This window comes from Pseudoxanthomonas sp. PXM02 (genome assembly GCF_014851805.1).
Lineage (GTDB): Bacteria > Pseudomonadota > Gammaproteobacteria > Xanthomonadales > Xanthomonadaceae > Pseudoxanthomonas_A.
This window is the reverse complement of the sequence record NZ_JACVAK010000001.1, coordinates 1,473,667-1,498,048: the sequence shown is the minus strand read 5'-3', so window position 1 is coordinate 1,498,048 and position 24,382 is coordinate 1,473,667. Positions and strand designations below refer to the sequence as shown.

Below are 24,382 nucleotides of genomic sequence, written 5' to 3'. Positions count from 1 at the left end.
GGGGAATTCAATCAGGCGTGTGTCGTCGCCGTGTCGGCGGCGGGGGCATGGGACACCAGCGGCTTGTTGGCCAGCTTGCGCAGGGCCACGTAGAACACCGGGGTCAGGAACAGGCCGAACAGGGTGACGCCCAGCATGCCCGCGAACACGGTGATGCCGGTGACGGAGCGCACCTCGGCGCCTGCACCGCTGGACAGGACCAGCGGGACGGTACCGGCGATGAACGCCACCGACGTCATGATGATCGGGCGCAGGCGCAGGCGACAGGATTCCAGTGCTGATTCGATGATGCCCTTGCCCTGCAGCTCCAGCTCGCGGGCGAACTCGACGATCAGGATGGCGTTCTTGCACGCCAGGCCCATCAGCACCACCAGGCCCACCTGCACGAACACGTTGTTGTCGCCACCGACCAGCCACACGCCGGCCAGGGCCGAGAGCAGCGTCATCGGCACGATCAGGATCACCGCCAGCGGCAGGGTCCAGCTTTCGTACAGCGCGGCCAGCACCAGGAAGGCCAGCAGCACGGCCAGCGGGAACACCACCAGCGCCGCCTTGCCCTGCGTGGCCTGCTGGTAGCTCAGGTCGCTCCAGCCGATGCCCATGCCGGTCGGCAGCGCCTGCTGGGCCAGTTCGGTGACCTTGGCCATCGCTTCGCCGGACGACAGGATGCGCGGGTCGGCGTCGCCCAGCAGGTCGGCGGCGGGATAGCCGTTGAAGCGGATCACCGGGTCGGGGCCGTAGGTCTGCTTGACGTTCACCATGCTGCCGATCGGCACCATCTCGCCGTTGGCGTTGCGGGTGCGCAGATTGGCGATGTCCTCGACGTTGTCGCGGAACGAGCCGTCGGCCTGGGCGATCACCTGCCAGGTGCGGCCGAACATGTTGAAGTCGTTGACGTAGGCCGAGCCCAGGTAGGTCTGCAGCGTGTCGAACACTTCGGTCAACGGCACGCCCTGCGCCTTGGCCTTCACGCGATCGACCTCGGCATCCAGCTGCGGCACGTTGGCCTGGTAGCTGCTGATCGGGAAGCCCAGGCCCGGCGTCTGCGACGCCGCACCCTGGAAGGCCTGCACCGCGCTCTGCAGTTCGCCGTAGCCCAACCGCGTGCGGTCCTCGACGAACAGCGACCAGCCGGAGCCGTTGCCCAGGCCCTGGATCGGCGGCGGCATGAAGGCGAAGGTGAAGCCTTCCTGGATGCTGGAGAACTTCTGGTTCAGTTCGGCAGTGATCTCTTCGGCACTGCGCGAGCGTTCGTTGAACGGCTTCAGGGTGAAGAACACCACGCCGTTGTTGGGCGTGTTGGTGAACTGCAGCGGATTCAGGCCCGGGAACGCGACCTCGTGCTCCACGCCTTCCACCTTCATGGCGATGGCAGCCATCTTCTTCAGCGTCGCATCGGTGCGTTCGATCGAAGCGCCTTCGGGCATCTTCACGCCGGCGATCAGGTACTGCTTGTCCTGCACCGGGATGAAGCCGGCCGGCACCGCGCGGAACATCAGGCCCGCGCCCACCAGCAGCACGGCATACACCAAGAACACCGCGCCACGACGGCCCAGCGTGCGACCCACCGCGCCTTCATAGCGCTCGGAGTTGCGCTTGAAGAAGCGGTTGAACGGACGGAACAGCCAGCCGAACAGGCCATCGATCACGCGCGACAGGCGATCCTTCGGCGCATCGTGCGGACGCAGCAGCTTGGCGGCCAGCGCCGGCGACAGGGTCAGCGAGTTGATCGCCGAGATCACCGTGGAGATGGCGATGGTGACCGCGAACTGCTTGTAGAACTGGCCGGTGACGCCGGTCAGGAACGCCATCGGCACGAACACTGCACACAGCACGAGGGCGATCGCGATGATGGGTCCGGACACTTCCTTCATCGCCAGGTGCGCTGCTTCCAGCGGCGTGGCGCCGTGTTCGATGTGGCGCTCCACGTTCTCGACGACCACGATGGCGTCATCCACCACGATGCCGATGGCCAGCACCAGGCCGAACAGGGTCAGTGTGTTGATCGAATAGCCCAGCAGGTACAGCACGGCGAACGTACCGACCACCGACACCGGCACCGCCAGCAACGGAATGATCGACGCGCGCCAGGTCTGCAGGAACAGGATCACCACCAGCACCACCAGCAGCGTGGCTTCCAGCAGCGTGCTGATCACCGACTTGATCGAGTCGCGCACGAACACCGTGGTGTCGTAGATCGACTGGATCTCGACGCCCGGCGGCAGGGTCGGGCGCAGCTCGTCCATCTTGGCCACCACCGCGTCGCGGATATCCAGCGCGTTGGCGCCGGGGGCCTGGAAGATGCCGATGGCGGACGCGTTCTTGCCGTCCAGGCGGGCGCGCAGGGTGTAGTCGCCGGCGGCCAGTTCGATGCGGGCCACGTCGGCCAGGCGCACGATCTCGCCGTCACCGCCGCTCTTCAGCACGATGTCGCCGAATTCCTCGACGGTCTCCAGGCGGCCCTTGGCATTGATCGGCAGCAGGAAGTCGCTGCCGTTCGGCATCGGTTCGGCGCCCAGCTGGCCGGCCGAGACCTGCACGTTCTGCTCGCGCACGGCACGCAGCACGTCGCTGGCGGTCATGCCGCGCGAGGCGACCTTGTCCGGGTCCAGCCACAGGCGCATGGCGTAGTCACCACCGCCGAACTGCTGCGCGTCGCCGACGCCGGGGATGCGCGCCAGTTCGTCCTTCACGTGCAGGCGCATGTAGTTGCGCAGGTACAGCGAGTCGTACTTGCCGTCGCTGGAGGTCAGGTGGACGACCATCAGGAACACCGGCGACTGCTTCTGCGTGGTCACGCCCTGGCGGCGCACGTCTTCGGGAAGGCGCGCCTGTGCCTGTGCCACGCGGTTCTGCACGCGCACCGCGGCTTCATCCGGATCGGTGCCCGGCTTGAAGGTGACGGTCAGCGAGAGCACGCCATCGGAACCGGCGACGGACTTGATGTACATCATGTCCTCGACGCCGTTGATGGCTTCCTCAAGTGGCGTTGCCACGGTTTCGGCGATGACCTTGGGGTTGGCGCCCGGATAGACCGTGCGCACGACCACCGAGGGCGGCACCACTTCGGGGTATTCACCGATCGGCAGCAGCGGGATCGAGATCAGGCCGGCGGCGAAGATCACGATCGACAGCACGGCGGCGAAGATCGGCCTGTCGATGAAGAAACGGGAGAAGTCCATGGGTGGATTTCCTGGAAATGGAGATGCAAAGGGCTGGCCACTGCCCGCAGGGGCAGTGGTTGGAATCGTGGATCCGCGTTGGAAGTGGCGGCTGTCGTTCCCGTCAGTGCGGGAACGACGTGTCGCTTACTTCATGGCGACCGTTGCGGCCGGCGCCTGGCTGGCGCCCATCGCGACGGCCTTGGCCTGCACCGGCATGCCGGGGAAGAAGACCTTCTGCACGCCGCTGACGATGACCTTGTCGCCGGCTACCAGGCCCTGCTCGACGATGCGCAGGCCATCGGCCATGCGGCCCACCTTCACGTCGCGGCGCTGCGCCTTGCCTTCCTTGTCGACCACGTAGACGTACTTGCGATCCTGGTCGGTCAGCACGGCCTTGTCGTCGACCAGCGCGGCCTTGAACTCGCCGCTGCCCAGCAGGCGCACGCGCGCATACAGGCCCGGCGTGAACGTGCGGTCGGCGTTGTCGAGGACGGCGCGGGCGCGGATGGTGCCGGTGCTGCGATCGACCTGGTTGTCGAGGAAGTCGACCGTGCCCGCGTGCGGGAAGTCGGACTCGTTCGCCAGCGCGACCTGCACCGGCACCTTGCCTTCGCGCTCGCTCGGGCGCTCGCCCTTGCGCGCCATCTCGGCGTAGCGCAGGAAGGCGCGTTCGTCGGCGTCGAAGTGCACGTGCACCTTGTCCAGCGAGACCACCGTGGTCAGGACGCTGGCGGCATCGCCGGCGCTGACCAGATTGCCGGCGGTCACCAGCGCGCGACCGGCGCGGCCATCGATGGGCGCGCGTACCTGCGTCCATTCCAGGTTGAGGCGTGCGGTCTCGACGGCGGCCTGCGCGGCGGCGACGTTCGCCTGCGCCTGGTCGGCGTTGGCGCGGCGCTGCTCGTACTCTTCGGTCGACAGCGCCTGCAGGTCGGACAGGCGCTTGGCGCGCGAGGCTTCGCTGCGGCCGAGTTCGGCCTGGGTGCGGGCACGTGCCAGTTCGGCCTGCGCGCGCGCCAGTTCGGCACGGTAGCTGCGGGCGTCGATGGTGAACAGCACGTCGCCCTTCTTCACTTCCTGGCCTTCGGTGTAGACGACGCGGTCGATGTAGCCGGACACGCGCGGACGCAGGTCGACATGCTCGATGGCTTCGACGCGGCCACTGAATTCGTCCCACTGGCTGACGGTCTTGACCGGCACGGCGGCAACGCTGACTTCGGGCGGCGGCGGGGCGCCGTTCTCGGCGGCCTGGCCGCTGCAACCGGCCAGCACGGCGATGGCGAGGGCACTGAACGCACCGAGTGCCAGCAGGCGCGACGAACGCGGGGAAACGGAAAGAGGCGTGTTCATGGGTGGTGGTCTCTTGGGGGAGAGGGGGAAACGGGTGGGAAGGGTGCGACCTGAAGTCAGGTTGAGGTCAAGCGGAAGTTCGATAGCAAGGCAGGGACGACGGACGAAGCGGTGGCGTGACAGTCAGGCGGAGGCGCGGCCGTTGCGATTCGCCCCGGCGACCGCCCACAGCGCATCCTCGAAATCGCGCGCGAGGGTCTGCTCCGGCGGTTTGGCGTCGTGCGCGGACCAGGTGACGATGGACTGCGCGGCGCGGCCGTTGCGCGACAGCAGCGACACCGCGCTGCGGCCGACCGCCAGCGCATTCGGCCACTCGGCGCACGCATTGATGGCGTTCTCGGGCGTGCACACCGGCTTGTCGACCGACAGCAGCTGCACGCGGACGCCCATCGTCTGCGCTTCTTCGTGCAACACCTGCGTCAGCATGCGCATCGCCGCGCCGGTCACCGAGGCGTGGCCATAACCGGACCAGCCGCGTTCGGCATACGGACCGCCGATCAGCACGTAGTTCGCCGCGGTCTGGCTTTCGGACAGCAGCGGCAGCAGATGGCGTGCGGCAGCGAGATGCGGGATCAGGTCCGCTTCCAGCTTCTCCAGCAGGAACGATGCCGGGCGATCCAGCAGGCGACCCGCCTGCAGCGGCGTGCCCATGCTGGCGAACACCGCACGCAGCGGGCGGCCGCGCTCGCGCACTTCGTCGGCCAGGCGCGCGGCGCCGCGGTCGTCGTGGATGCACGGCGAATGCAGCAACTGCAGCCCCGGCTCGTCGTCGAAGTGCTCGGCCAGCGCGCTCATGCGTGGTCCTTCGCGACCGACGGCCAGCACCGGGCAGCCGGCTTCGAGCAGCGCGCCGACAACGCCGAAACCGACGTTGCCACTCGCGCCCATCACCAGTGCGCCCGGGGTCAGCGATTCGTTCGTCGCGTTCACGGCTTGCTCCGTACCGGCAGCGAGGCGATGCGCGCGCTGAAGCCGGCCGACTTCACCCGCAGGCGCAGCGCGCCGCCGTCGGCCAGGTGGCGCGGCAGGGTGAATTCGCGAAAGCCGGCACGCTTGCCGGCGAACGGCAGGCGCACGGCGGACCGACCCGTCGCGGGGGAGGATGTCGACGGGTCGGTCGGCCTGCGGAAGCGTTCGACCAGCGTGCGGGCAGCGGCACGCAGCCAGCGCAGGGCGGCGCTTGTGGGAGAGGAGGGCATGGGGGCCAGTCTGGCGACCGGTGCGCCGATGGCGATATCCGGATCCTGCTGTGCGATTGCCTGATCCTGCGCGCTGTCGATGGTCGGCGCGACGTAGGCGTCGCAGCGCGCCAGGCGCAACCGCGAGGCGCCGGCGCAGCGCAGCCGATGGGCGCTGCCGTTCGTCGGAACGCGGCGGGCGAGTGTCCCGCTCATGGGATGAATCCTCCCGCGACCGGGATAATCCCAGAACCCGACATCAGGCTGCCCAGGCGGCGGCCACCTCCCAGCACACCGCCACGCTGCGAGCGCGGAGCCGCCACATGACCGGAAATGTCATGTAACAGCAGGCTCTTGCTGCGACGGAAAGCCCGCTCGGACGGGACTTCGCGAGAGTCTTCAGGGTGTTCCAGCGACTGGAAGAGGCGGGCGAACAGCATGGGGGCGGTACCCGGTGGAGGACGATGGACGCCACGTTACGCCCCCAATGAGGACTTGATTAGTCCTGATTTAGGGGAATAATCATCCCGTCAGCGGGCCAATGTGCCCTTCGCCTACCGGAGTCCCCACGATGAGCCACGATCTCAACGACACCCTGATCTTCGTCAAGGTGGTGGAGCAGGGCAGCTTCATTGCCGCCGCCAACGTGCTGCGCCTGCCGAAGACCACCGTCAGCCGCAAGGTGCAGGAACTCGAGACGCGCCTGGGTGCGCAACTGCTGCACCGGACCACGCGCAAGCTCGGCCTTACCGAAGCCGGCAACGTCTACTACGAACACTGCCAGCGCATCGCGCGTGAGTTGAACGAAGCAGCGAGCGCGGTCAGCCAGCTGCATGCCGGTCCGCGCGGCTGGCTGCGCTTCACCGCGCCGTATTCGATCGGCATCGACAAGATCGCGCCGCTGCTGGGTGAGTTCCACGCGCAGTATCCCGAGATCCGGGTCGAGATGCTGCTCGCCAACGACACCCTCGACCTGATCTCCGGCGAGATCGATGTCGCGCTGCGCATCGGCAGCCTGCCCGATTCCAACCTTGTCGCGCGTCGCCTCAGCACGCTGCGCACGCAGGTGTATGCCAGCCCGAAGTACCTGGCGCGCTATGGCGAACCGCTGCATCCGAACGACCTGCAGCATCACCGCGTGCTGGCGATGCCGAAGAACCGCCGCGGCAACGGCTTCGCGCTGACGCTGCGTGATGCCAACGGCGAGCAGGACTATCCGATCAATCCGATCCTGGTCGCCAACGATCCCGCTGCGCTGAAAGGCGCGCTGCTGTGCGGCGAAGGCCTGATGGTCGGCGCGGACGTGATGGTCAAGCCATACCTGGAACAGGGCCACCTGCAGCGCGTGCTCGCCGGCTGGGCAGGGCAGGAATACGAATTCAACGCGGTGTTCCCGCGTGGCCACGTGCAGTCGCCGAAGGTGCGCGCGTTCGTCGACTTCCTGGTCGAGCGCATGAAGTTCGACGTCGACTACATGATGCAGCACTGCCCGGTGTACCTGCAGCAGCAGGCCGAGGCGCGCGCCGCCGTGGACGCGGCGCCGGAAGTCGAGGCGGCGGCGGCCGTGGGTCGCAAGGTGCTGGCGGATGTGTTGAGCTGATGCCGTCTTCCCAGCGCACGCTGGGACCCATCTTGCTCTTGCATCCTGCTGCGGATCCGTACGGGCAACTGCCAAAGCCAATGGATCCCAGCGTGCGCTGGGATGACGGCAAGGGCAGGTGTGTGCTGTCGGTAACGCGGAGCACCCGATCCATGGGCGAACCGCGTCGACTAACGATTCCCGAACGCAATCGATCGCAGGGCTGGCTAGGATGGGAACGCATCGCCGGAGTTGGGTAGTCGCCATGGACAGGCTTCCGCACCGCGTCTCCCCCTGACCAGGAATCCGCACGATGAAGACACCGATCGCCGCGCTCGCGGCGCTATGGCTGGCGGCCTGCACGCCGGCCACTCCCGACACCACGACGTCGACACCGGAGGTGAAGCCGGCCCAGCCTGCCGCCGACGCGACACCGGCAGCGCCCGCTTCCGTGGCCGAGGTCGTCGATGATCCGCTGGCGGTCAACCAGGCTATCGACGAGGTGCTGGGCGACCACACGCGCTACGAGACGGTGATTCGCCAGTTGCAGCAGGCGGTGACGGCGAACGACACCGCGGCCGTCGCGGCGCTGGTGAACTACCCGTTCGCCACCGTGCGTGAAGGGCAGTCGATCAAGGTGGACGATGCCGATGCCTTCGTGCGGGAGTACGACCGGATCATGACGCCGGCCATCGCCGAGGCGATCAAGCGGCAGAAGTATTCGCAGTTGATGGTCAACTACAAGGGCGTGATGTTCGGCAATGGCGAGGCGTGGGTAAACGGCATCTGCAAGGACGACGCCTGCAAGGATGTCGACGTGCGCGTGGTGGCGTTGCAGCCCACGTCCTGATCGTTTCCCGGCGTCTGAAGAAAGAAGGGCGGCCCATGGGCCGCCCTTCGTCGTTCCGCATCGTGCGACGCGTTACTCCACCAGCACGTCCACGCGTCGCGCCTCGTCGGCATCACCGCTGCCGGTGGTCTGCGCAGGCTTGTCGAGCGTGATGCGCTCGGCAGCCACGCCGTTGACCACCAGCCATTGCTGGATGGCCTCGGCCCGCTGCTTTGCCAGGGCCTCGTTCGCCGCCGCGTCGCCACTGGCGTCGTGGAAGCCGGAGACGCGTGCTTGCGTCGCAGGGTCAGCCGCCAGCGTGCCCAGCACGCCGGACAGGCGTGCGCTGGTGTCCGACGGCACGACCGCCGAGCCGCTGTCGAACAGGATGCGTGCGCTGCGTCCATCCACCACGTCGCCTGCGGTCATCGGCGCGGCATGCGCGGCGACGTCGGGCGAGGTGGCGCTGCCCAGCCAGCCGTTCACCGGCAACACCGGCACCAGCAGCAGCGCGACGATGTTGATGATCTTGATCAGCGGGTTGATCGCCGGGCCTGCCGTGTCCTTGTATGGATCGCCGACGGTGTCGCCGGTGACCGCCGCCTTGTGCGCTTCGCTACCCTTGCCGCCGTGGTGGCCGTCCTCGATGTACTTCTTGGCGTTGTCCCACGCACCGCCGCCGGTGGTCATCGAGATGGCGACGAACAGGCCCGTCACGATCGTGCCGATCAGCAGGCCGCCCAGCGCCTGCGGACCCAGCAGCAGGCCGACGATGATCGGCACGATGACCGGCAGCAGCGACGGCACGATCATTTCCTTGATCGCCGACTTGGTCAGCATGTCCACGGCCTTGTCGTACTGCGGCTTGGCCGTGCCTTCCATGATCCCGCTGATCTCGCGGAACTGCCGGCGCACTTCTTCCACCACGCTGCCCGCCGCGCGGCCGACGGCTTCCATCGCCATCGCGCCGAACAGGTAGGGGATCAGGCCGCCGATCAGCAGGCCGACGATCACCAGGTGGTTGGACAGGTCGAAGGTGAAGATCGTGCCGGGGTGCGCCGTCTGCAGGTTGTGCGTGTAGTCGGCGAACAGCACCAGCGCGGCCAGGGCCGCCGAGCCGATCGCATAGCCCTTGGTCACCGCCTTGGTGGTATTGCCCACGGCGTCCAGCGGGTCGGTGATGTTGCGGATTTCCGGCGGCAGTTCCGCCATCTCGGCGATGCCGCCGGCGTTGTCGGTGATCGGGCCGTAGGCATCCAGCGCCACGATCATGCCGGCCATCGACAGCATCGCCGTCGCGGCAATGGCGATGCCGTACAGGCCGCCGAGCGAATACGCACCGAGGATCGCGATGCACACCGCAACCACCGGCCAGGCCGTCGAACGCATCGACACGCCGAGGCCGGCGATGATGTTGGTGCCGTGGCCGGTGGTCGACGCCGCGGCGACGTGCTTGACCGGCGCGTACTGCGTGCCGGTGTAGTACTCGGTGATCCACACGATGGCGCCGGTCAGCACCAGGCCGACCAGTGCGCACCAGTACAGGTTCATCGCACCGTAGGACGAATCCGCCATCAGCTGCGTGGTGATCGGATAGAACGCGATGGCCGCCAGCACGCCCGACACGATCACGCCCTTGTACAGCGCGCCCATGATCGAGCCGCCCGCCTTCACCTTCACGAACATCGCGCCGATGATCGAGGCGATGATCGATACGCCGCCGAGCACCAGCGGATAGAGCACCGCATGCTGGCCGGCCTGCGCGGCCATCAGGCTGCCGAGCAGCATGGTCGCGATGATGGTGACCGCATAGGTCTCGAACAGGTCGGCCGCCATGCCGGCGCAGTCGCCGACGTTGTCGCCCACGTTGTCGGCGATCACCGCCGGGTTGCGCGGATCGTCCTCGGGAATGCCGGCTTCCACCTTGCCCACCAGGTCCGCGCCGACGTCGGCACCCTTGGTGAAGATGCCGCCGCCCAGGCGCGCGAAGATCGAGATCAGCGAAGAGCCGAACGCCAGGCCGACCAGCGCATGCAGCGCATCGGCCTGGGTGTAGCCCATGTGGAGATGCAGCACGGCGTAGTAGCCGACCACGCCCAGCAGGCCCAGCCCGACGACCAGCATGCCGGTGATGGCGCCGCCCTTGAAGGCCACGTCCATCGCCGCGCTCATGCCCTTGTTGGCCGCTTCGGCCGTGCGCACGTTGGCGCGTACCGAGACGTTCATGCCGATGTAGCCGGCGGCGCCGGACAGCACGGCGCCGATCAGGAAACCGATCGCGCTGGGCCAGGAAACGAAGAAGCCGATCAGCACGAGCAGCACGGCGCCGGCGATGCCGATGGTGGCGTATTGGCGGTTGAGGTAGGCGCTGGCGCCTTCCTGCACGGCCGCCGCGATTTCCTGCATGCGGGCGTTGCCCGCGGGCTGTTTCAGGATCCAGCGCGCAGCCACCACGCCGTAGATGATCGCCACGCCGGCGCAGATCAGCGCCAGCGTCAAACCGTGTTGTTCCAGCATGACCCCTCCCAAGGTAGATGGATGTCGTCCAGCGAAACGCATGAACACGCAACCCAATCCCGGTGGAGCCTGTTGAACGATTGAGCGCACTCGACCGCTGCGATGGACTGCAGCACGAAACCCTTGTTCAGACATCCCTGGAGCTGGCCCGAGTATGACCGGATGCGCTGCGCGCCGCCAGCGGTGACGGGCCGGTTCAGGCTTTCCGTGCCAGCCTTGCGGCCCTGATCCTGTTTCCGCATCCGTTTCAAGGAGTTGCCATGCGCCAGACCGTCGCACTTCCCTTGCTCGCCGCGTGCTTGCTGGCGGTGTCGCCGCTGCGCGCAGCCGAGCCTGCGCCGGAGATCCAGCGTCCAGCCGGTACGCCGCAGGCCGTCGGTGCGGTGCACAGCCTGCGGCAGATTCCCGAGGCGTGCGCGCGTCTGGAAGGTGCGTTCACCGGCGACGCGGCGCAGCCCTATCGCTACGCACCCGTGCGCACCAGTCCGCAATGCCAGCCGCGGGCGCGCTTCGTCGACTTCGACAAGGCGAAGCCGTCCGTTGCCGCGGGCTGGAAACTCAACGACGTGATCCGCGTGCCGAATGCCGCGTGTCCGTCGCAGCAGGCGGTCGTACGCGTGTGGCGCAAGCCCGGCAGCGCGACACCGCCGCCGCTCGATGGCCAGGGACAGTCGCGCATCTACCTGCAGGACGCGAAGCAGCAGGCCGGTACTGCGGCGCAGGCGCCGTCACTGACGCTGTTCGCGGCGAAGCTGGATGTGGAAGGCAAAGCCTGTCGCTAGGAACCGGCCGGCGATCGTCTATCGCCCCACGCTAGTCGAGAGGAAGATCGCTCAGGCCTTGGTGCCCGCGGTCGGCGCCGCGTCCTTGTGCGACAGGTATTGCCCGAAGCGATAGCCGGCGCCGGCTACCGCGAGTCCGATGGCGATGGCGAGCACGCCGATTACCAGTTTTCGGAACATGGGGTGGATCCCGTTGTGGCGACGAATGCCACGCTAGCACCGCCGTGCACGCCGCAACGGTGCCTGAGGTCACCCTGCCTTGAGGCGGGCGCCGCGCTCGGCAAGCAGGTCGCGCAAGACCGAGCGATGGCAGTGCGCTTCATCCTCGCAATAGCAGCCGACAGAGAAATCGCTGCCGTGCGACAGCGCGGCGAGCAGGTCCAGCGTGCGCGCATTGTCGGGCGTCGCCATCTCGGTGCGGTATTTCTTCACGAAGGCGGCCCACGACTTGGGCGTGGTCGCGTCCTGCGCTTCCTTCACCAACTCGGCACTGGGCGCGAGGTTGGGGTACCAGACGTCGTACCAGTCCTGTGCCGCGAACTCGGACTTGGGCACGCCACGCGGTGGCCGGCGCACCGTGCCGATGCGCAGGCCTTCGTCTTTCGCGCGCGGACTGCCGAGACGGACGATGCGGACGGACATCCGTCCGTCAGCCTTCCCACGCAGGTAGCTTCTTCTTCACCGCCACGTTCTTCAGCGCCACGTATTTGGGCAGGCCATCCGTGCCGTACGGCGGATAGGCTTCGCCGCGGATCAGTGGCTGCAGGTAGGTGCGCGCCTTGTCCGTGATGCCGTAACCATCTTTACGGATAAAGGCGGGTGGGAATTTCTTCTCGTGGTTGGCGACCTTCGACAGCGGTGCGGCTTCGATCTTCCAGCGGAACGGCGCATCGGAGGTGCGCACGATCACCGGCATCACCGCGTTCTGTCCCTTCAGCGCGTACTGCACGGCAGCCTTGCCGACCGCCTGCGCCTGTTCCCAGTCGGTCTTCGAGGCGATGTGGCGTGCCGAACGCTGCAGGTAGTCGGGCAGGGTCCAGTGCACCTTCATGCCGAGCTGGTCCTTGACGCGCCCGGCCAGATAGGACGCCACGCCACCGAGTTGCGTATGGCCGAACGAATCCTTGCCGCCGCCGGCATCGGCCACGAAGCGGCCATCGGCGTACTGGATGCCTTCGCTGGCCACCACCACGCACCAGCCCACGCGATCGACGGTCTTCTTCACCTGGGCGAGGAAGTCGGCTTCGTCGTACGGACGCTCGGGGAACAGGATCAGGTGCGGCGCCTCATCGCGCGTCTGCCCGGCCAGGCCGGCCGCGGCCGCCAGCCAGCCGGCATGCCGGCCCATGGCTTCGTAGACGAATACCTTGGTCGAGGTCTCGGCCATCGCGGCGACATCCAGCGCGGCTTCGCGCACCGACACGGCGGTGTACTTGGCGGCCGAACCGAAGCCCGGGCAGGTGTCGGTGACGGCGAGGTCGTTGTCGACCGTCTTCGGGACACCGATGCAGGTCAGCGGGTAGTCGAAGGCCCGCGCCAACTGCGAGACCTTCCACGCCGTATCGGCCGAATCGTTGCCGCCGTTGTAGAGGAAGTAGCGCACGTCGTGCGCCTTCAGCACCGCCAGCAGGCGCTCGTACTTGGCGCGGTCGGCTTCCAGCGATTTCAGCTTCACCCGGCAGCTGCCGAAGGCGCCGCCGGGCGTGTGGGCGAGGGCGCGGATGGCCGCCGCCGACTCCTTGCTGGTGTCGATCAGCTCCTCGCGCAGGGCGCCGAGGATGCCGTTGCGCGCCGCCAAGACCTTGATTTTGCGGGCGCGGGCTTCGGTGATGACCGCCGAGGCGGAGGCGTTGATGACGGCGGTGACGCCGCCGGACTGCGCATAAAGTAGGGTGCCAGTAGCCATGTGGGGTTCGTTCCGGGTTGCCGGGATGCGGTAAGCTTCACACAGATGACGCGATGCAGCGCGGCGCCTGGCGCCTGGCGCCATGCACCGCCCGCAGGATTCTAGTTCGGGAGAGTTACAGCATGCGATTGGTTCTACTGGGCCCACCCGGGTCGGGCAAGGGCACTCAGGCAGCGCGCCTGAAGGACTACCTGCAGGTACCGCACATCTCCACCGGCGACCTGCTGCGCGCCGAAGTCGCCGCCGGCAGCCCGCTGGGCCTGCAGGCGAAGGAAGTGATGGCGCGCGGCGAGCTGGTCAGCGACGACATCCTGCTGGGCATGCTGGAAGACCGTTTCTCCCGCGACGACACCAAGGCCGGCTTCATCCTCGACGGCTACCCGCGCAACCTGGTGCAGGCGGCCGCGTTGGGCCAGTTGCTCGCCAAGCTGGGGCAGAAGTTCGATTTCGCCGTACAGCTGGAAGTGCCGACCGAGCTGCTGGTCGAGCGTATCGCCGGTCGTGCCAAGGCCGAAGGCCGCGCCGACGACAATCCGGAATCCGTGCGCAAGCGCCTGCAGGTCTACACCGACCAGACCGCGCCAGTCATCGACTTCTACCGCCAGCAGGGCGAACTGACCGTCGTCGATGGCGTCGGCTCGCTGGACGAGGTATTCACCCGCATCACCGAGGCGCTGGCGCCGGCGAAGGAAGTGGGCTGACGCCCGTTCCGCACTGCGCATGACCCTCAGAAGCCCCGCCCATGCGGGGCTTCTGCTTTCCGGGGGTGTGATGGCGGGCTGCGCTGGGACGACGTTGCGGCTGATATGGTCCGGGTCCCGAGGGATCGCCCGGAGTCGTCGATGAAGCGCATCGCCTGCCTGCTGCTTGCCTGCCTTGCCGCATCGCCCATCGTGCAGGCCAAGGACTTCCTGCGCACGCAGGGCACGCAGATCGTCGATGCCAGCGGCAAGCCGGTGATCCTGCGCGGCATGGGCCTGGGCGGCTGGATGCTGCAGGAAGGCTACATGCTGGACATTGACGGCGTGGGCACGCAGCGCAGCATCCATGCGCGCATCGCCGAACTGATCGGACCGGAGAAAGCCGACGCGTTCTACCAGGCCTGGCGCGACAACCACACCACCAAGGCCGACATCGACGCGATGGGGCGCTGGGGTTTCAACTCGGTACGCCTGCCGATGCACTACGCGCTGTACACGCTGCCGGTGGAACAGGAGCCTGTCGCCGGCCGGCAAACCTGGGTGGAGGAGGGCTTCCGCCGCACCGACGAGCTGCTGGCCTGGGCGAAGGCGAACGATCTCTATCTGATCCTCGATCTGCATGCCGCGCCGGGCGGCCAAGGCAACGACAACAACATCGCCGATCGCGACCCCACGAAACCTTCGCTGTGGGACGACCGGCGCCACCAGGACAAGATGGTCGCGCTGTGGAAGAGGCTGGCGCAGCGCTACAAGGACGAGCCGTACATCGCCGCCTTCGACATCATCAACGAGCCGAACTGGGGCTTCGCCGACAAGGCCGACAGCAACGGTTGCAAGGAGGAAGGCAACGGGCCGCTGAAGGACCTGCTGGTGCGCACCACCCGCGCCATCCGCGAGGTCGACAAACGCCACATCATCGTCATCGAGGGCAACTGCTGGGGCAACAACTACCGGGGCGTGCTCGACGACGGCCCGTGGGACGACAATCTGGTGATCAGCTTCCACAAGTACTGGAACGTCACCACGCGCGAAAGCATCGCGGACTCGCTTGCCCTGCGCGACAAGCACCGCATGCCGCTTTGGCTGGGCGAGACCGGCGAGAACTCCAACGACTGGTTCGCGCGCACCGTGGCGCTGGTGGAAGGCGAGGGCATCGGCTGGGCGTGGTGGCCGCTGAAGAAGATCCGCTACAACAACCCGCTGCAGGTCATGCCCAACGACGGCTACCGCCAGGTGCTGGCCTACTGGAAGGGCGAAGGCCCGAAGCCGTCGGCGGAGGAGGCCGAAGCCGCCCTGATGCGCTTTGCCCGCGAGGACGTGCGCTACGAGAACAACGTGCAGCATCCGGACGTGATCGATGCGCTGTTCCGCGCGCCGCATTCGGACCAGTCGGTGCCGTTCAAGGCGCACGTGATCGGCGAGGCGGGCGGCACGATCGCCGCCATCGACTTCGACATGGGCCGCAACGGCGTCGCTTACCACGACCTGACGCCGGCCAACCACCACATCTCCGACGGCGGCGAGCGGGTGGTCTGGAATCCCGCCATGACCTACCGCAACGACGGCGTCGATCTCGGCAAGGGGGCGGACGGCCAGCTGCACGTCGCTGGCTTGCAGCGCGGCGAATGGCTGAAATACACGTTCGATGCCGGCGCCGGCGGCAACTACCGCCTGGCGCTGGACGGGCGTGGCGAGGGACGTGTCTCGCTGCTGCTCAACGGTATGCCGGTGAAGGCGGTCGACCGCGCGCGCGGCTTCCGCGGGCTGTTGCTGGCGCCAGGGCGCAACACGCTGGTGGTGAAGGGCGAAGGCGGCAGCATGGACCTGCAGGCGCTGCGCTTCTCCCGCTGAACCTCTCACAGATCGGAGGCGTGCCGAACCGCGCGCGCTCCGCTACAGTCTGCGCAGTTTCCACGGAAGTCCCGTCTTGAAGATTCACATTCTTGGCATCGCCGGTACGTTCATGGGCGGCGTCGCCGCGCTGGCACGCGAACTCGGCCACACGGTCGAAGGTAGCGACCAGGCCATCTATCCGCCCATGTCGACGCAGCTCGAAAAACTGGGCATCGCACTGGCGCAGGGCTACCAGCCGCAGAACATCGCACCGGACTGCGACGATATCGTCATCGGCAACGCGCTGTCGCGCGGCAATCCCGCAGTGGAAGCCGTGCTGGACCAGGGGCGCCGCTACATCTCCGGCGCGCAATGGCTGTCCGAACGCGTGCTGCCGGGTCGCGACACGCTCGCGGTGGCCGGCACGCACGGCAAGACCACCACCACGACCATCCTGACGTACCTGCTGGATGCGGCAGGCCGCTCGCCCGGTTTCCTGATCGGCGGCGTGGCCGAGGATTTCGGCGCGTCCGCGCGCATCGGCGGCGGGCGCGAGTTCGTCGTCGAGGCGGACGAGTACGACACCGCGTTCTTCGACAAGCGCAGCAAGTTCGTCCACTACCGCCCGCTGGTCGCCATCCTCAACAACCTGGAATACGACCACGCCGACATCTTCCCGGACGTGGCCGCGATCCAGCGCCAGTTCCACCATCTGGTGCGCACCGTGCCGCGTCGCGGCCGTCTGATCGTCAATGGCGAGGATGCACGGCTGGCCGAAGTGCTGGCGATGGGGTGCTGGACGCCGGTGGAGCGATTCGGCTTCGATGCCTCGCTGGAATGGAGCGCGCGCCTGATCCGCGAGGACGGCAGTGCGTTCGCCGTGCGCCACAACGGTGTCGAGATCGGCGAAGTGAACTGGCCGATGCTGGGTCGCCACAACGTGCTGAACGGCCTCGCCGCGCTCGCCGCCTGTCATGCGGTCGGCGTCGATGTCGCCACCGTGCTGTCGTCCCTGGGGGCCTTCCGCAGCGTGAAGCGGCGACTGGAAGTGATCGGCCAGCACGACGGCATCACCATCTACGACGATTTCGCCCATCATCCCACCGCCATCCACACCACGCTGGAAGGCCTGCGTGCGCGGGTCGGTGCGGCGCGCATCCTGGTGGCGATGGAGCCGCGCAGCAACTCGATGCGCTCCGGCGCGCACGCCGAGGCGCTCGCGCCCTCGCTCGACATCGCCGACGGCGTGGTGTTCCTGCATCGTCCGGAACTGGCGTGGGATGCGGGCAAGGTGGTCGCCGCGATCCGGGGCGACGCACGCACCGTGCCGGATGCCGATGCGCTGATCGCTGCGCTGAAGACGCTCGCGCGCCCAGGTGACCACGTGGTGTTCATGTCGAACGGTGGCTTCGACGGCGCACCGCGCCGCTTCCTGGCGGCCCTTCAGGGCTGAGGTCCGGCATGGCGCACGAGTCGCTGCCGCTGTTCCCGCTGCACAAGGTGTTGCTGCCCGGTGCGGCGATGGACCTGCGCATCTTCGAGCGCCGCTACCTGGACCTGGTCCGCGACTGCGGGCGGTCCGGTGGCGGCTTCGGCGTCTGCCTGATTCTGGAAGGCAACGAGGCCGGTGCGCCGGCCACGCCGGCAGCCTATGGCGTCGAAGCGCTGATCGAGAACTTCGACATGGGCGAGGATGGTCTGCTGTCGCTGCGCGTGCGCGGCCACCGGCGCTTCCATGTACTGCGCACACGGGTGCGCGACAACGGGCTGGTGATGGCGGACGTGGAGTGGCTGAGCAAGGACGAAGACTTCGAAATCCTTCCCGAGCACGCGCTGCTCGGCACGTTGCTGCAGACCATGATGGAGAAGGTGGGCACAGACGTGAGCAAGCTGCCTGCGCGTGTCTTCGAACACGCAGGCTGGGTGGGCTGGCGGCTGGCGCAGGTGCTCCCCATCACCCCGGAACAGCGCGTGTCGCTGCTGCAGGAGGACGACGTGAACGCCCGCCTGCAGCGCCTGCTGGAGTGGATCGACTGACGCCACGGCCGTAGAGCCGGGCTTGCCCGGCTCCGCGGACGGACTCGGCCGATCGCTCGCACAGGCAAGCGGAGCAAGCCCCGCTCTACGTTCGCTTCGGAAGGTTCAGGGAGGTGGAACCTGTTCGCCGTCCGTACGCAGGCGCAGCACCGGCAGCCCGGAATCCGGGTGCGGCGCGATCGCATGATCGAGGTCCGAGGTGGCCTTCGTCACCGCATCCAGCGCGGTCCGTGCTTCGCGCAGCGGCCGCCACAGGCGCACCAGGTTGAACGCGCGCTGCTGCTGCAATACCTGCGCGCTGCCGATCCATAGCGGCACGTCGCCGGGTTGCAGGCGCGTATCGGCCGGCCACAGACGCAGCACGTAGACCTCGCCGGGCTGGTCGCCCTGGCGCACCATCAGCAGGCTCTCGGCACGCGTATCCAGCGTGGCGGGCAGCACGGGCTGTTCGTCGTCGGACAGGTCGCTGTCCAGTAGGTTCAATGCGTCCTGCCACCCCGCCTGCGGCTGCTCGCGCCAGCCAGCGGCAGTCAGCGTTGCCTTCAGCGGCGCCAGCGGGCCGGCGACCTGCACGTCGAGCGGCCAGCGCTGTTCGTCATCGAATTCGTTGCGGCGCGCGGGCAATGACTGCCAGCCCTCGTTCCACCAGTCCTGCAGCGCGACGCGGCCCTCGATCACCGGCGCCTGGAACTGCGCCAGCATGTGCTCGACGTTGCGCGGCGCGTGCCACAGGCCGGCCAGCACGAAGCTGCCATAGAACAGCCAGGCGATCGGCTTGATCCAGAACGAGCGCACCATGCGGCGCCGGTAGGCGATGCCCAGCACCAGCAGCCACACCAGGCCGAACAACATGCCGCCGATGATGTCGCTCAGCCAGTGGGCGCCCAGGTAGATGCGGGCGAAGCCGATCAGCGCCACCACCAGGCCTGACACCAGATAGGGCCACACCCGCGTGCGGCCCGGCAGTTCGCGCGCGATCAGCACGGCGAAGAAGCCGAAGGTGATCGTCGACATCGTCACCGCGATGGACGGGAAGCCGAAGCCGCTGCTGACGCTGGGCGGCTTCGGAATGTCGACCGATGCACCCAGCCATGCGGTCAGGGCGAGACCGAACGCCAGCGCCGCCAGCCAGTGCCCGGCCGCCATCCAGCGCTTGCGCCAGCACAGGTAACCGAGCACCAGCAGCGATGCCGGGGCCAGCACCTGTTCGTCGCCGAGCGACGCGATCGCCGCGAGCGGGTAGTCCGCCAGCGGGTTGCGCAGCGCGCGCATCAGTTCGTAGACCCACAGGTCGGCCGCCAGCGGCTCACCGTGGCCGATCACGATGACCAGGAAGGCGAACCAGACCCACACGATGGCCAGCAGCAGGATCGCCAGCAGTGCCAGCGGCACCGACTCGCGCCGCGTGGGTTCGAACACCGCGGCCGTGTAGCGACCAAGCACGGGGTGCGCATGCGACCACGCCAGTGCCCGCGCCAGCAGCGCGTCCGCATGCGCGGCAAACCAGCGGTAGGTGTACAGCACCAGCGCCCACGCCACGGCCAGCACCACCACCATGAGGCCGAGCACCAGCGCCAGCCGGCCGGCGACCGCCGCAACGGCGTCGTAGGCATGCCCCAGCACCCAGCCCGGTAGCAGGAACGCGGCGGCCCACGCCACGCAGGCCGCACCGCTGGCGACCAGGTACCGCCGCATCGGCATGCGCGAAATGCCCGCGACCGCGGGCACGAACGGGCGGATAGGGCCTACGAAGCGCGCGATGAAGATGCTCTTCCATGCGTTGCGGCGGAACAGCAGCTCGCCGCGGTCCAGCAGTTGCGGGTACTTGCGGAACGGCCACACGGTGCGCAGTTGCTGGCCCCAGCGGTGGCCGACCCAGTAGCTGGTCGCATCGCCGACCAGCGCGCCGAGCGTGGCGCAGATGACGGCGTAGGGACCGGAGATCTCGCCCAGCCCGATCAGCACGCCGACTGCGAACAGCAGGGGCAGCGCCGGCACGATCGCGCCCAGGATGATCACCGCATCGCAGAACGCGATCGCGAAGATCACCAGGCCCGCGGCCACGGGATGTGCGCTGATCCAGGCCAGCAGGTTGTCGAACCAGGAGGCTTCCATCGGCGGATTATAGGCGGGGCCACCTGACCGGCGTCTGCGACCTATGGACGGTAGAATGACGTCGTGGACTTGCGCTCGCCTTCCGAAATCACCGCACTCAAGGCCGACAGCTTCGGCCGTATCTCATTGATGCAAGGGGCCGAGGGCCCGTTCGTGCGGCGTGACCTCGCGCACGTTCCGCTGTGGCTGCGGCTGCCGGCATGGTGGCTGGCGCGACGCGAGGCACTGGCCTTGCGCAAGGTCGACGGCATGGCCGATGTCCCCCAGTTGCTGGACTGGACCGGCCGTCGCCTCGATCGCAGCTACATGGAAGGTGCTGCCATGTACCAGCGTCCGCCGCGCGGCGACCTGGCGTACTTCCGCGCGGCGCGTCGGTTGTTGCAGCAGTTGCACCGTCGCGGCATCGCGCACAACGATCTGGCGAAGGAAGCCAACTGGCTGGTCTTGGCCGACGGGCGCCCGGCGATCATCGATTTCCAGCTCGCCACCCGCGGCGACCCGCGCTCGCGCTGGATGCGCCTGCTCGCGCGGCAGGACCTGCGCCATCTGCTCAAGCACAAGCGCATGTACTGCGGCGCCTCGCTGACGCCGGTCGAGAAGCGCGTGCTGAAGCGCACATCCTGGCTGCGCGACCTGTGGTTCCGCACCGGCAAGCCGGTGTATCGCTTCATCACCCGTCGCCTGCTGAAGTGGGAAGACAACGAAGGGCAGGGGCCGAAGCCGTGATGCCGTCTTCACGCCGCAATAATCGTTTCGTCATCCCAGCGAATGCTGGGATCCATCTTGATCTTGCTTTTCAATGTGCAAGCGAAGAGCAAAGTCAAAATGGATCCCAGCATTCGCTGGGATGACGGTAAACCTATTTTCAGTTTTCTCGGAAGTCGCACGCGAATCCGGATACCAAGGAACCACCATGACCACCCTCGCCGGCAAGACCCTTTTCATCACCGGCGCCTCGCGCGGCATCGGCCTGGCCATCGCCCTGCGTGCCGCACGCGATGGCGCCAACGTGGCGATCGCCGCCAAGTCGTCGGTGCCCAATCCGAAACTGCCCGGCACCATCCACACCGCCGCGCAGGCGGTGAATGATGCGGGTGGCCGCGGACTGGCGCTGAAGTGCGACATCCGTGAAGAGGACGAGGTAAAGGCCGCGATGGCGGCTACCGCCGATGCGTTCGGCGGCATCGACATCCTGGTCAACAACGCCAGCGCCATCTGGCTGGCCGGCGCGCTGGACACGCCGATGAAGCGCTTCGATCTGATGCAGCAGGTCAACGCGCGCGGCAGCTTCCTGTGTGCGCAGGCCTGCCTGCCGTACCTGAAGCAAGCCGCGAACCCGCACATCCTGACGCTGGCACCGCCGCCGTCGCTGGATCCGAAATGGTGGGCGCCGCACACCGGCTACACGCTGGCGAAGATGGGCATGAGTTTCGTGACGCTGGGGCTGGCCGGCGAGTTCGGCCCGCAGGGCATTGCCGTCAACGCGCTGTGGCCGCGCACGATCGTCGCCACCGATGCGTTGAACATGATCCCCGGCGTGGAGATTCCTCGCTGCCGCACGCCGGAGATCGTGGCCGATGCCGCGCATGCCGTGCTGGTGCGCGAGGCGCGTGGTTTCCACGGCCAGTTCCTGATCGACGAAGACGTGCTGCGCGAGGCGGGCGTCACCGACTTCGCGCCGTACGCCGTCGACCCTTCGAAGACGCTGTTGCCCGACCTGTTTCTCGATCCCTGATCCTCGGCCACCGCTGTTCTCCCACCAGGAGCCACGATGATGTCGTCCATGGAACCCTCGGCACGCCAGTCACTGGCCTTCATCCGCATGGCCCTGGCCACGCTGCTCTTCATCCATGGCGTGGCGCGCGTGCTGGCTGAGGGCGTCACGCCCTTCGGAGCCTTCCTGGAGGCGCAGGACTTTCCATTCGGGCTGGGCATCGCGTGGTTCGTCACCGTGTTCGAACTGGTCGCGGCCCCGGTATTCGCGGCGGGCCGATGGGTCACGCCGATCGCGCTGGTGTTCGCGGCCATCTACACCTGCGGCATCTGGCTGGTGCATGCACAGGCCGGCTGGTTCGTCGTGGGCCTGGGTCGCAACGGCGTGGAGTACAGCGTGCTGATCCTGGCCTGCCTGCTGGCCAACGCGTGGGCGCATCGCCCGCGTGCTTCCCTTCCCACATGAGGTTGCCATGAAGTACCTGCACGCCATGATCCGTGTCCACGACCTGGACGCGACCAGCCGCTTCCTTACCGAAGGCCTGGGCCTGACCGAAACCCGTCGCATGGAAAGCCCGCAGGGCCGCTTCACGCTGGTGTATTTCGGTGCCCCGGCCAATCCGGAAGCCGAGGTCGAACTGACCTACAACTGGCCGCCGGAAGACGGCGCGCCGGCCGAGGACTACGGCAGCGCGCGCAACTTCGGCCACCTCGCCTTCGAGGTCGACGACATCTATGCGCTCTGCACGCACCTGCAGTCGCAGGGCATCACCATCAACCGCCCGCCGCGCGACGGACGCATGGCCTTCGTGCGCACGCCGGACCTGATCTCCATTGAGCTGCTGCAGAAGGGCAGCGCGCTGCCGCCGCAGGAGCCCTGGCTGTCGATGCCGAACACCGGCGCCTGGTGACGCCCGCAGGCCCCGGCGTGTCGATGCGCGTGGCCTGTTAACACCTGCACCCGTCGTCGCGTCCTTGGTAGTGGAGACAGGCAAGGAGTGGCGTGGACGCAACCGAGACCCTGGCGGCACTGGTGAAGGCGGCACGGACGGGACAGCGCGCGGCGCTGGAGGACCTGTTCCGTCGTTTCGCGCCCGTGGTGCACGGCATCCTGCTGGCGCGCCTGGAGCCGGCCGATGCCGATGACCTGACCCAGGACGTGTTCGAGACCGCGCTTACGCGGCTGCCTTCGCTGCGCGAGGACGCCGCGTTCCCGGGCTGGATCGTCAGCATCGCCCGCCACGCCGCACTGGACGCCGCGCGGCGACGCACACCGTTGACGGGCGTGGCGATGGACGAGGTGGCGGATAGCGCGGACGTCGAGGAACGCGTGGAGGCGCAGCGCTCGCTGGAGGCGATCCGCACGCTGCCCGATGCCTATCGCGAGACCCTGCTGCTGCGACTGGTCGAGGGGATGACCGGGCCGGAGATCGCCGAGCGCACCGGGCTGGCACCCGGCAGCGTGCGGGTGAACCTGCATCGCGGCATGGCCTTGCTGCGAACCGCCTTGTCGACACCGGCACGAGGAGCATCGACATGAACCCGAACGATGATGCACCGCGCGACGACGACTATCTGTGGGACCGCAATGGTCCTGTCGATGACCAGGTGGCGCGACTGGAACGGCAGCTGTCAGCACACCGGTGGCGCCGCGCACCGCTGCGCCAGGCCGTGCGCACCGATCCGCCACCGCAACGCCGCCTGCGTCCCCGCGTCCGCTGGGCCATGGCCGCCGCGCTCGCCGTCCTGGCCGTCGGCCTGTATGGAGGCTACGAGCATCGCCTGCGCTGGCCGGCGGGACAGGCGTGGCAGATCGCGTCGGTCAGCGGAGCGGTCCGGGTCGACGGTGCGCCCGCCGATGCGCACGCGACGCTCGACACAGGCAGCGTCCTCGAGACGGGGCAGGGCGCGCACGTTCGCGTCCGCGTGGCGCGCATCGGTGAAATGGTCCTGGGCGAAGGCGCGCGCTTGCGGCTGGTGGAAACGCGCAGTGGCCGCCATCGCACGCAGCTCGAACACGGCAGGCTGTGGGCGCGCATCTGGGCGCCGCCCGGGTCGTTCGGCATTGCGACGCCGGCGGGCGATGTCTTCGACCTGGGGTGCGAATTCGTTCTCGACGCAGGACCGCAGGGCGCGGGCTCGTTGGCCGTGCGCAGCGGCTGGGTGCAGGTGGACAACGCGTGGCGCGAGGTGCTGGTGCCGCAGGGCGCACGCGTCGACTTCGGGCCCGGTGGCCGCCCCGGCATTCCCTACGACGCCGGTGCCAGTGCGGCCTTCCTGTCGGCGCTGCGCGAAGTCGATGAGGATCCCGCACAGCGGCAACCGGCGGGCGCTGCCGTCGCACGCCTGATCGAACACGCACGGCCACAGGACGCGATCAGCCTGCTGTCGCTGCTGCAGGCGCATCCGGTGCTGGCCGAAGGACCGGTGTTCGATCGACTGTCGTCGTTCCTGCCCGCGGATGCACGCGTGACCCGCGCGGCGATCCGGGCATCCGGTGCATCGGCGTTGTCGCCATGGTGGGATGCCTTGCCGTATCCGCGCATCAAGCGGTGGTGGATGCAGTGGCCGGACGTGTTCGACGCGCACGCCGATGCAGATGCGCTGTTGCAGCAGGAACCCGCCGGGACGCGATCACCGGATCGATGAGTTAACGCAGCGCCCGCGCATGGCGTCCT

At 67.9% G+C, this 24,382-nt stretch carries 23 protein-coding genes and 1 pseudogene; 13 read left to right on the top strand and 11 right to left on the bottom strand.

The window, feature by feature from the left end; translation table 11 throughout:
- Positions 1-11: 11 nt before the first annotated feature.
- The 5 genes from IB225_RS07275 to IB225_RS07255 form a co-directional block, all read right to left on the bottom strand.
- The gene (locus tag IB225_RS07275) at positions 12-3,182 is read right to left on the bottom strand and encodes a multidrug efflux RND transporter permease subunit (RefSeq protein ID WP_192310507.1); all 3,171 of its coding nucleotides are present in this window, start codon (positions 3,180-3,182) and stop codon (positions 12-14) included.
- 126 nt (positions 3,183-3,308) lie between these two features.
- Positions 3,309-4,514, bottom strand: coding sequence for an efflux RND transporter periplasmic adaptor subunit (locus tag IB225_RS07270; RefSeq protein WP_192310506.1), 1,206 nt, complete (start codon positions 4,512-4,514; stop codon positions 3,309-3,311).
- A gap of 123 nt (positions 4,515-4,637) precedes the next feature.
- Complete coding sequence (locus IB225_RS07265) at positions 4,638-5,444, bottom strand: SDR family NAD(P)-dependent oxidoreductase (protein WP_192310505.1); 807 nt, start codon at positions 5,442-5,444, stop codon at positions 4,638-4,640.
- A complete protein-coding gene (locus IB225_RS07260) occupies positions 5,441-5,908 on the bottom strand; it encodes a hypothetical protein (RefSeq protein WP_192310504.1) in 468 nt (155 codons plus the stop codon). The genes IB225_RS07265 and IB225_RS07260 overlap by 4 nt, the downstream gene beginning before the upstream one ends.
- Entirely contained in the window at positions 5,905-6,132 is a 228-nt protein-coding gene (locus IB225_RS07255) for a hypothetical protein (RefSeq protein WP_192310503.1), read from the bottom strand. The genes IB225_RS07260 and IB225_RS07255 overlap by 4 nt, the downstream gene beginning before the upstream one ends.
- 131 nt (positions 6,133-6,263) lie before the next feature.
- On the opposite strand from IB225_RS07255, the gene IB225_RS07250 reads away from it, so the two are divergent.
- Positions 6,264-7,292 carry a LysR family transcriptional regulator gene (locus IB225_RS07250; protein WP_192310502.1) on the top strand — a complete coding sequence of 343 codons (1,029 nt, stop codon included), beginning with the start codon at positions 6,264-6,266 and terminating at the stop codon, positions 7,290-7,292.
- A 292-nt stretch (positions 7,293-7,584) separates the two neighbouring features.
- The gene (locus IB225_RS07245) at positions 7,585-8,121 is read left to right on the top strand and encodes a hypothetical protein (protein ID WP_192310501.1); all 537 of its coding nucleotides are present in this window, start codon (positions 7,585-7,587) and stop codon (positions 8,119-8,121) included.
- A 72-nt stretch (positions 8,122-8,193) separates the two neighbouring features.
- Here IB225_RS07245 and IB225_RS20360 read toward each other — a convergent pair whose 3' ends face one another.
- Both IB225_RS20360 and IB225_RS07240 read right to left on the bottom strand, forming a co-directional pair.
- Positions 8,194-8,529 (bottom strand): OmpA family protein, encoded by a 336-nt coding sequence (locus IB225_RS20360; RefSeq protein ID WP_225583611.1) that lies wholly within the window; start codon positions 8,527-8,529, stop codon positions 8,194-8,196.
- 60 nt (positions 8,530-8,589) lie between these two features.
- Positions 8,590-10,617, bottom strand: a pseudogene (locus tag IB225_RS07240) (sodium-translocating pyrophosphatase); the annotation flags it as partial.
- A gap of 260 nt (positions 10,618-10,877) precedes the next feature.
- Between IB225_RS07240 and IB225_RS07235 the strand changes: the two are divergent.
- The gene (locus IB225_RS07235; RefSeq protein ID WP_192310499.1) at positions 10,878-11,399 is read left to right on the top strand and encodes a hypothetical protein; all 522 of its coding nucleotides are present in this window, start codon (positions 10,878-10,880) and stop codon (positions 11,397-11,399) included.
- 51 nt (positions 11,400-11,450) lie between these two features.
- On the opposite strand, the gene IB225_RS20505 is transcribed toward IB225_RS07235, so the two are convergent.
- The 3 genes from IB225_RS20505 to IB225_RS07225 form a co-directional block, all read right to left on the bottom strand.
- On the bottom strand, positions 11,451-11,579 hold the full coding sequence (locus IB225_RS20505) for a hypothetical protein (RefSeq protein WP_255527972.1): 129 nt from the start codon (positions 11,577-11,579) through the stop codon (positions 11,451-11,453).
- Between the two features lie 69 nt (positions 11,580-11,648).
- A complete protein-coding gene (locus tag IB225_RS07230; RefSeq protein WP_192310498.1) occupies positions 11,649-12,041 on the bottom strand; it encodes a DUF488 family protein in 393 nt (130 codons plus the stop codon).
- Between the two features lie 7 nt (positions 12,042-12,048).
- On the bottom strand, positions 12,049-13,305 hold the full coding sequence (locus IB225_RS07225; protein WP_192310497.1) for a 6-phosphofructokinase: 1,257 nt from the start codon (positions 13,303-13,305) through the stop codon (positions 12,049-12,051).
- A 122-nt stretch (positions 13,306-13,427) separates the two neighbouring features.
- Here IB225_RS07225 and IB225_RS07220 point away from each other — a divergent pair, with 122 nt between their 5' ends.
- From IB225_RS07220 to IB225_RS07205, 4 genes are all read left to right on the top strand, one after another.
- The gene (locus IB225_RS07220; protein WP_192310496.1) at positions 13,428-14,006 is read left to right on the top strand and encodes an adenylate kinase; all 579 of its coding nucleotides are present in this window, start codon (positions 13,428-13,430) and stop codon (positions 14,004-14,006) included.
- A 141-nt stretch (positions 14,007-14,147) separates the two neighbouring features.
- Positions 14,148-15,857, top strand: coding sequence for a cellulase family glycosylhydrolase (locus IB225_RS07215; RefSeq protein ID WP_192310495.1), 1,710 nt, complete (start codon positions 14,148-14,150; stop codon positions 15,855-15,857).
- A 76-nt stretch (positions 15,858-15,933) separates the two neighbouring features.
- Positions 15,934-17,292: a UDP-N-acetylmuramate:L-alanyl-gamma-D-glutamyl-meso-diaminopimelate ligase gene (gene mpl, locus IB225_RS07210; protein ID WP_225583301.1), complete on the top strand. Its 1,359-nt coding sequence runs from the start codon at positions 15,934-15,936 to the stop codon at positions 17,290-17,292.
- 8 nt (positions 17,293-17,300) lie between these two features.
- Positions 17,301-17,876: an LON peptidase substrate-binding domain-containing protein gene (locus tag IB225_RS07205; protein ID WP_192310494.1), complete on the top strand. Its 576-nt coding sequence runs from the start codon at positions 17,301-17,303 to the stop codon at positions 17,874-17,876.
- Positions 17,877-17,981: 105 nt separating this feature from the next.
- On the opposite strand, the gene IB225_RS07200 is transcribed toward IB225_RS07205, so the two are convergent.
- Positions 17,982-19,991 (bottom strand): bifunctional DedA family/phosphatase PAP2 family protein, encoded by a 2,010-nt coding sequence (locus tag IB225_RS07200; RefSeq protein ID WP_192310493.1) that lies wholly within the window; start codon positions 19,989-19,991, stop codon positions 17,982-17,984.
- Positions 19,992-20,120: 129 nt separating this feature from the next.
- Between IB225_RS07200 and IB225_RS07195 the strand changes: the two genes are divergently transcribed.
- From IB225_RS07195 to IB225_RS07170, 6 genes are all read left to right on the top strand, one after another.
- A complete protein-coding gene (locus IB225_RS07195) occupies positions 20,121-20,717 on the top strand; it encodes a phosphotransferase (RefSeq protein ID WP_255527981.1) in 597 nt (198 codons plus the stop codon).
- Between the two features lie 187 nt (positions 20,718-20,904).
- Positions 20,905-21,726 carry an NAD(P)-dependent oxidoreductase gene (locus IB225_RS07190; RefSeq protein ID WP_192310492.1) on the top strand — a complete coding sequence of 274 codons (822 nt, stop codon included), beginning with the start codon at positions 20,905-20,907 and terminating at the stop codon, positions 21,724-21,726.
- A 36-nt stretch (positions 21,727-21,762) separates the two neighbouring features.
- Positions 21,763-22,170 carry a DoxX family protein gene (locus IB225_RS07185; RefSeq protein WP_192310491.1) on the top strand — a complete coding sequence of 136 codons (408 nt, stop codon included), beginning with the start codon at positions 21,763-21,765 and terminating at the stop codon, positions 22,168-22,170.
- 7 nt (positions 22,171-22,177) lie between these two features.
- A complete protein-coding gene (locus IB225_RS07180) occupies positions 22,178-22,615 on the top strand; it encodes a VOC family protein (protein ID WP_192310490.1) in 438 nt (145 codons plus the stop codon).
- 92 nt (positions 22,616-22,707) lie between these two features.
- Positions 22,708-23,244, top strand: a complete 537-nt coding sequence (locus tag IB225_RS07175) for a sigma-70 family RNA polymerase sigma factor (protein WP_192310489.1) — start codon at positions 22,708-22,710, stop codon at positions 23,242-23,244.
- Positions 23,241-24,353, top strand: coding sequence for a hypothetical protein (locus IB225_RS07170; RefSeq protein ID WP_192310488.1), 1,113 nt, complete (start codon positions 23,241-23,243; stop codon positions 24,351-24,353). The genes IB225_RS07175 and IB225_RS07170 overlap by 4 nt, the downstream gene beginning before the upstream one ends.
- Positions 24,354-24,382: the final 29 nt, after the last annotated feature.

What these genes read in the sequence shown, in the direction of transcription:
- IB225_RS07275 (WP_192310507.1), bottom strand. Translation starts at nt 3,182, where the DNA reads ATGGACTTCTCCCGTTTCTTCATCGACAGGCCGATCTTCGCCGCCGTG.
- IB225_RS07270 (WP_192310506.1), bottom strand. Translation starts at nt 4,514, where the DNA reads ATGAACACGCCTCTTTCCGTTTCCCCGCGTTCGTCGCGCCTGCTGGCA.
- IB225_RS07260 (WP_192310504.1), bottom strand. Translation starts at nt 5,908, where the DNA reads ATGAGCGGGACACTCGCCCGCCGCGTTCCGACGAACGGCAGCGCCCAT.
- IB225_RS07255 (WP_192310503.1), bottom strand. Translation starts at nt 6,132, where the DNA reads ATGCTGTTCGCCCGCCTCTTCCAGTCGCTGGAACACCCTGAAGACTCT.
- IB225_RS07250 (WP_192310502.1), top strand. Translation starts at nt 6,264, where the DNA reads ATGAGCCACGATCTCAACGACACCCTGATCTTCGTCAAGGTGGTGGAG.
- IB225_RS07245 (WP_192310501.1), top strand. Translation starts at nt 7,585, where the DNA reads ATGAAGACACCGATCGCCGCGCTCGCGGCGCTATGGCTGGCGGCCTGC.
- IB225_RS20360 (WP_225583611.1), bottom strand. Translation starts at nt 8,529, where the DNA reads ATGACCGCAGGCGACGTGGTGGATGGACGCAGCGCACGCATCCTGTTC.
- IB225_RS07235 (WP_192310499.1), top strand. Translation starts at nt 10,878, where the DNA reads ATGCGCCAGACCGTCGCACTTCCCTTGCTCGCCGCGTGCTTGCTGGCG.
- IB225_RS20505 (WP_255527972.1), bottom strand. Translation starts at nt 11,579, where the DNA reads ATGTTCCGAAAACTGGTAATCGGCGTGCTCGCCATCGCCATCGGACTC.
- IB225_RS07230 (WP_192310498.1), bottom strand. Translation starts at nt 12,041, where the DNA reads ATGTCCGTCCGCATCGTCCGTCTCGGCAGTCCGCGCGCGAAAGACGAA.
- IB225_RS07225 (WP_192310497.1), bottom strand. Translation starts at nt 13,305, where the DNA reads ATGGCTACTGGCACCCTACTTTATGCGCAGTCCGGCGGCGTCACCGCC.
- IB225_RS07220 (WP_192310496.1), top strand. Translation starts at nt 13,428, where the DNA reads ATGCGATTGGTTCTACTGGGCCCACCCGGGTCGGGCAAGGGCACTCAG.
- IB225_RS07215 (WP_192310495.1), top strand. Translation starts at nt 14,148, where the DNA reads ATGAAGCGCATCGCCTGCCTGCTGCTTGCCTGCCTTGCCGCATCGCCC.
- IB225_RS07205 (WP_192310494.1), top strand. Translation starts at nt 17,301, where the DNA reads ATGGCGCACGAGTCGCTGCCGCTGTTCCCGCTGCACAAGGTGTTGCTG.
- IB225_RS07200 (WP_192310493.1), bottom strand. Translation starts at nt 19,991, where the DNA reads ATGGAAGCCTCCTGGTTCGACAACCTGCTGGCCTGGATCAGCGCACAT.
- IB225_RS07195 (WP_255527981.1), top strand. Translation starts at nt 20,121, where the DNA reads ATGCAAGGGGCCGAGGGCCCGTTCGTGCGGCGTGACCTCGCGCACGTT.
- IB225_RS07190 (WP_192310492.1), top strand. Translation starts at nt 20,905, where the DNA reads ATGACCACCCTCGCCGGCAAGACCCTTTTCATCACCGGCGCCTCGCGC.
- IB225_RS07185 (WP_192310491.1), top strand. Translation starts at nt 21,763, where the DNA reads ATGATGTCGTCCATGGAACCCTCGGCACGCCAGTCACTGGCCTTCATC.
- IB225_RS07180 (WP_192310490.1), top strand. Translation starts at nt 22,178, where the DNA reads ATGAAGTACCTGCACGCCATGATCCGTGTCCACGACCTGGACGCGACC.
- IB225_RS07170 (WP_192310488.1), top strand. Translation starts at nt 23,241, where the DNA reads ATGAACCCGAACGATGATGCACCGCGCGACGACGACTATCTGTGGGAC.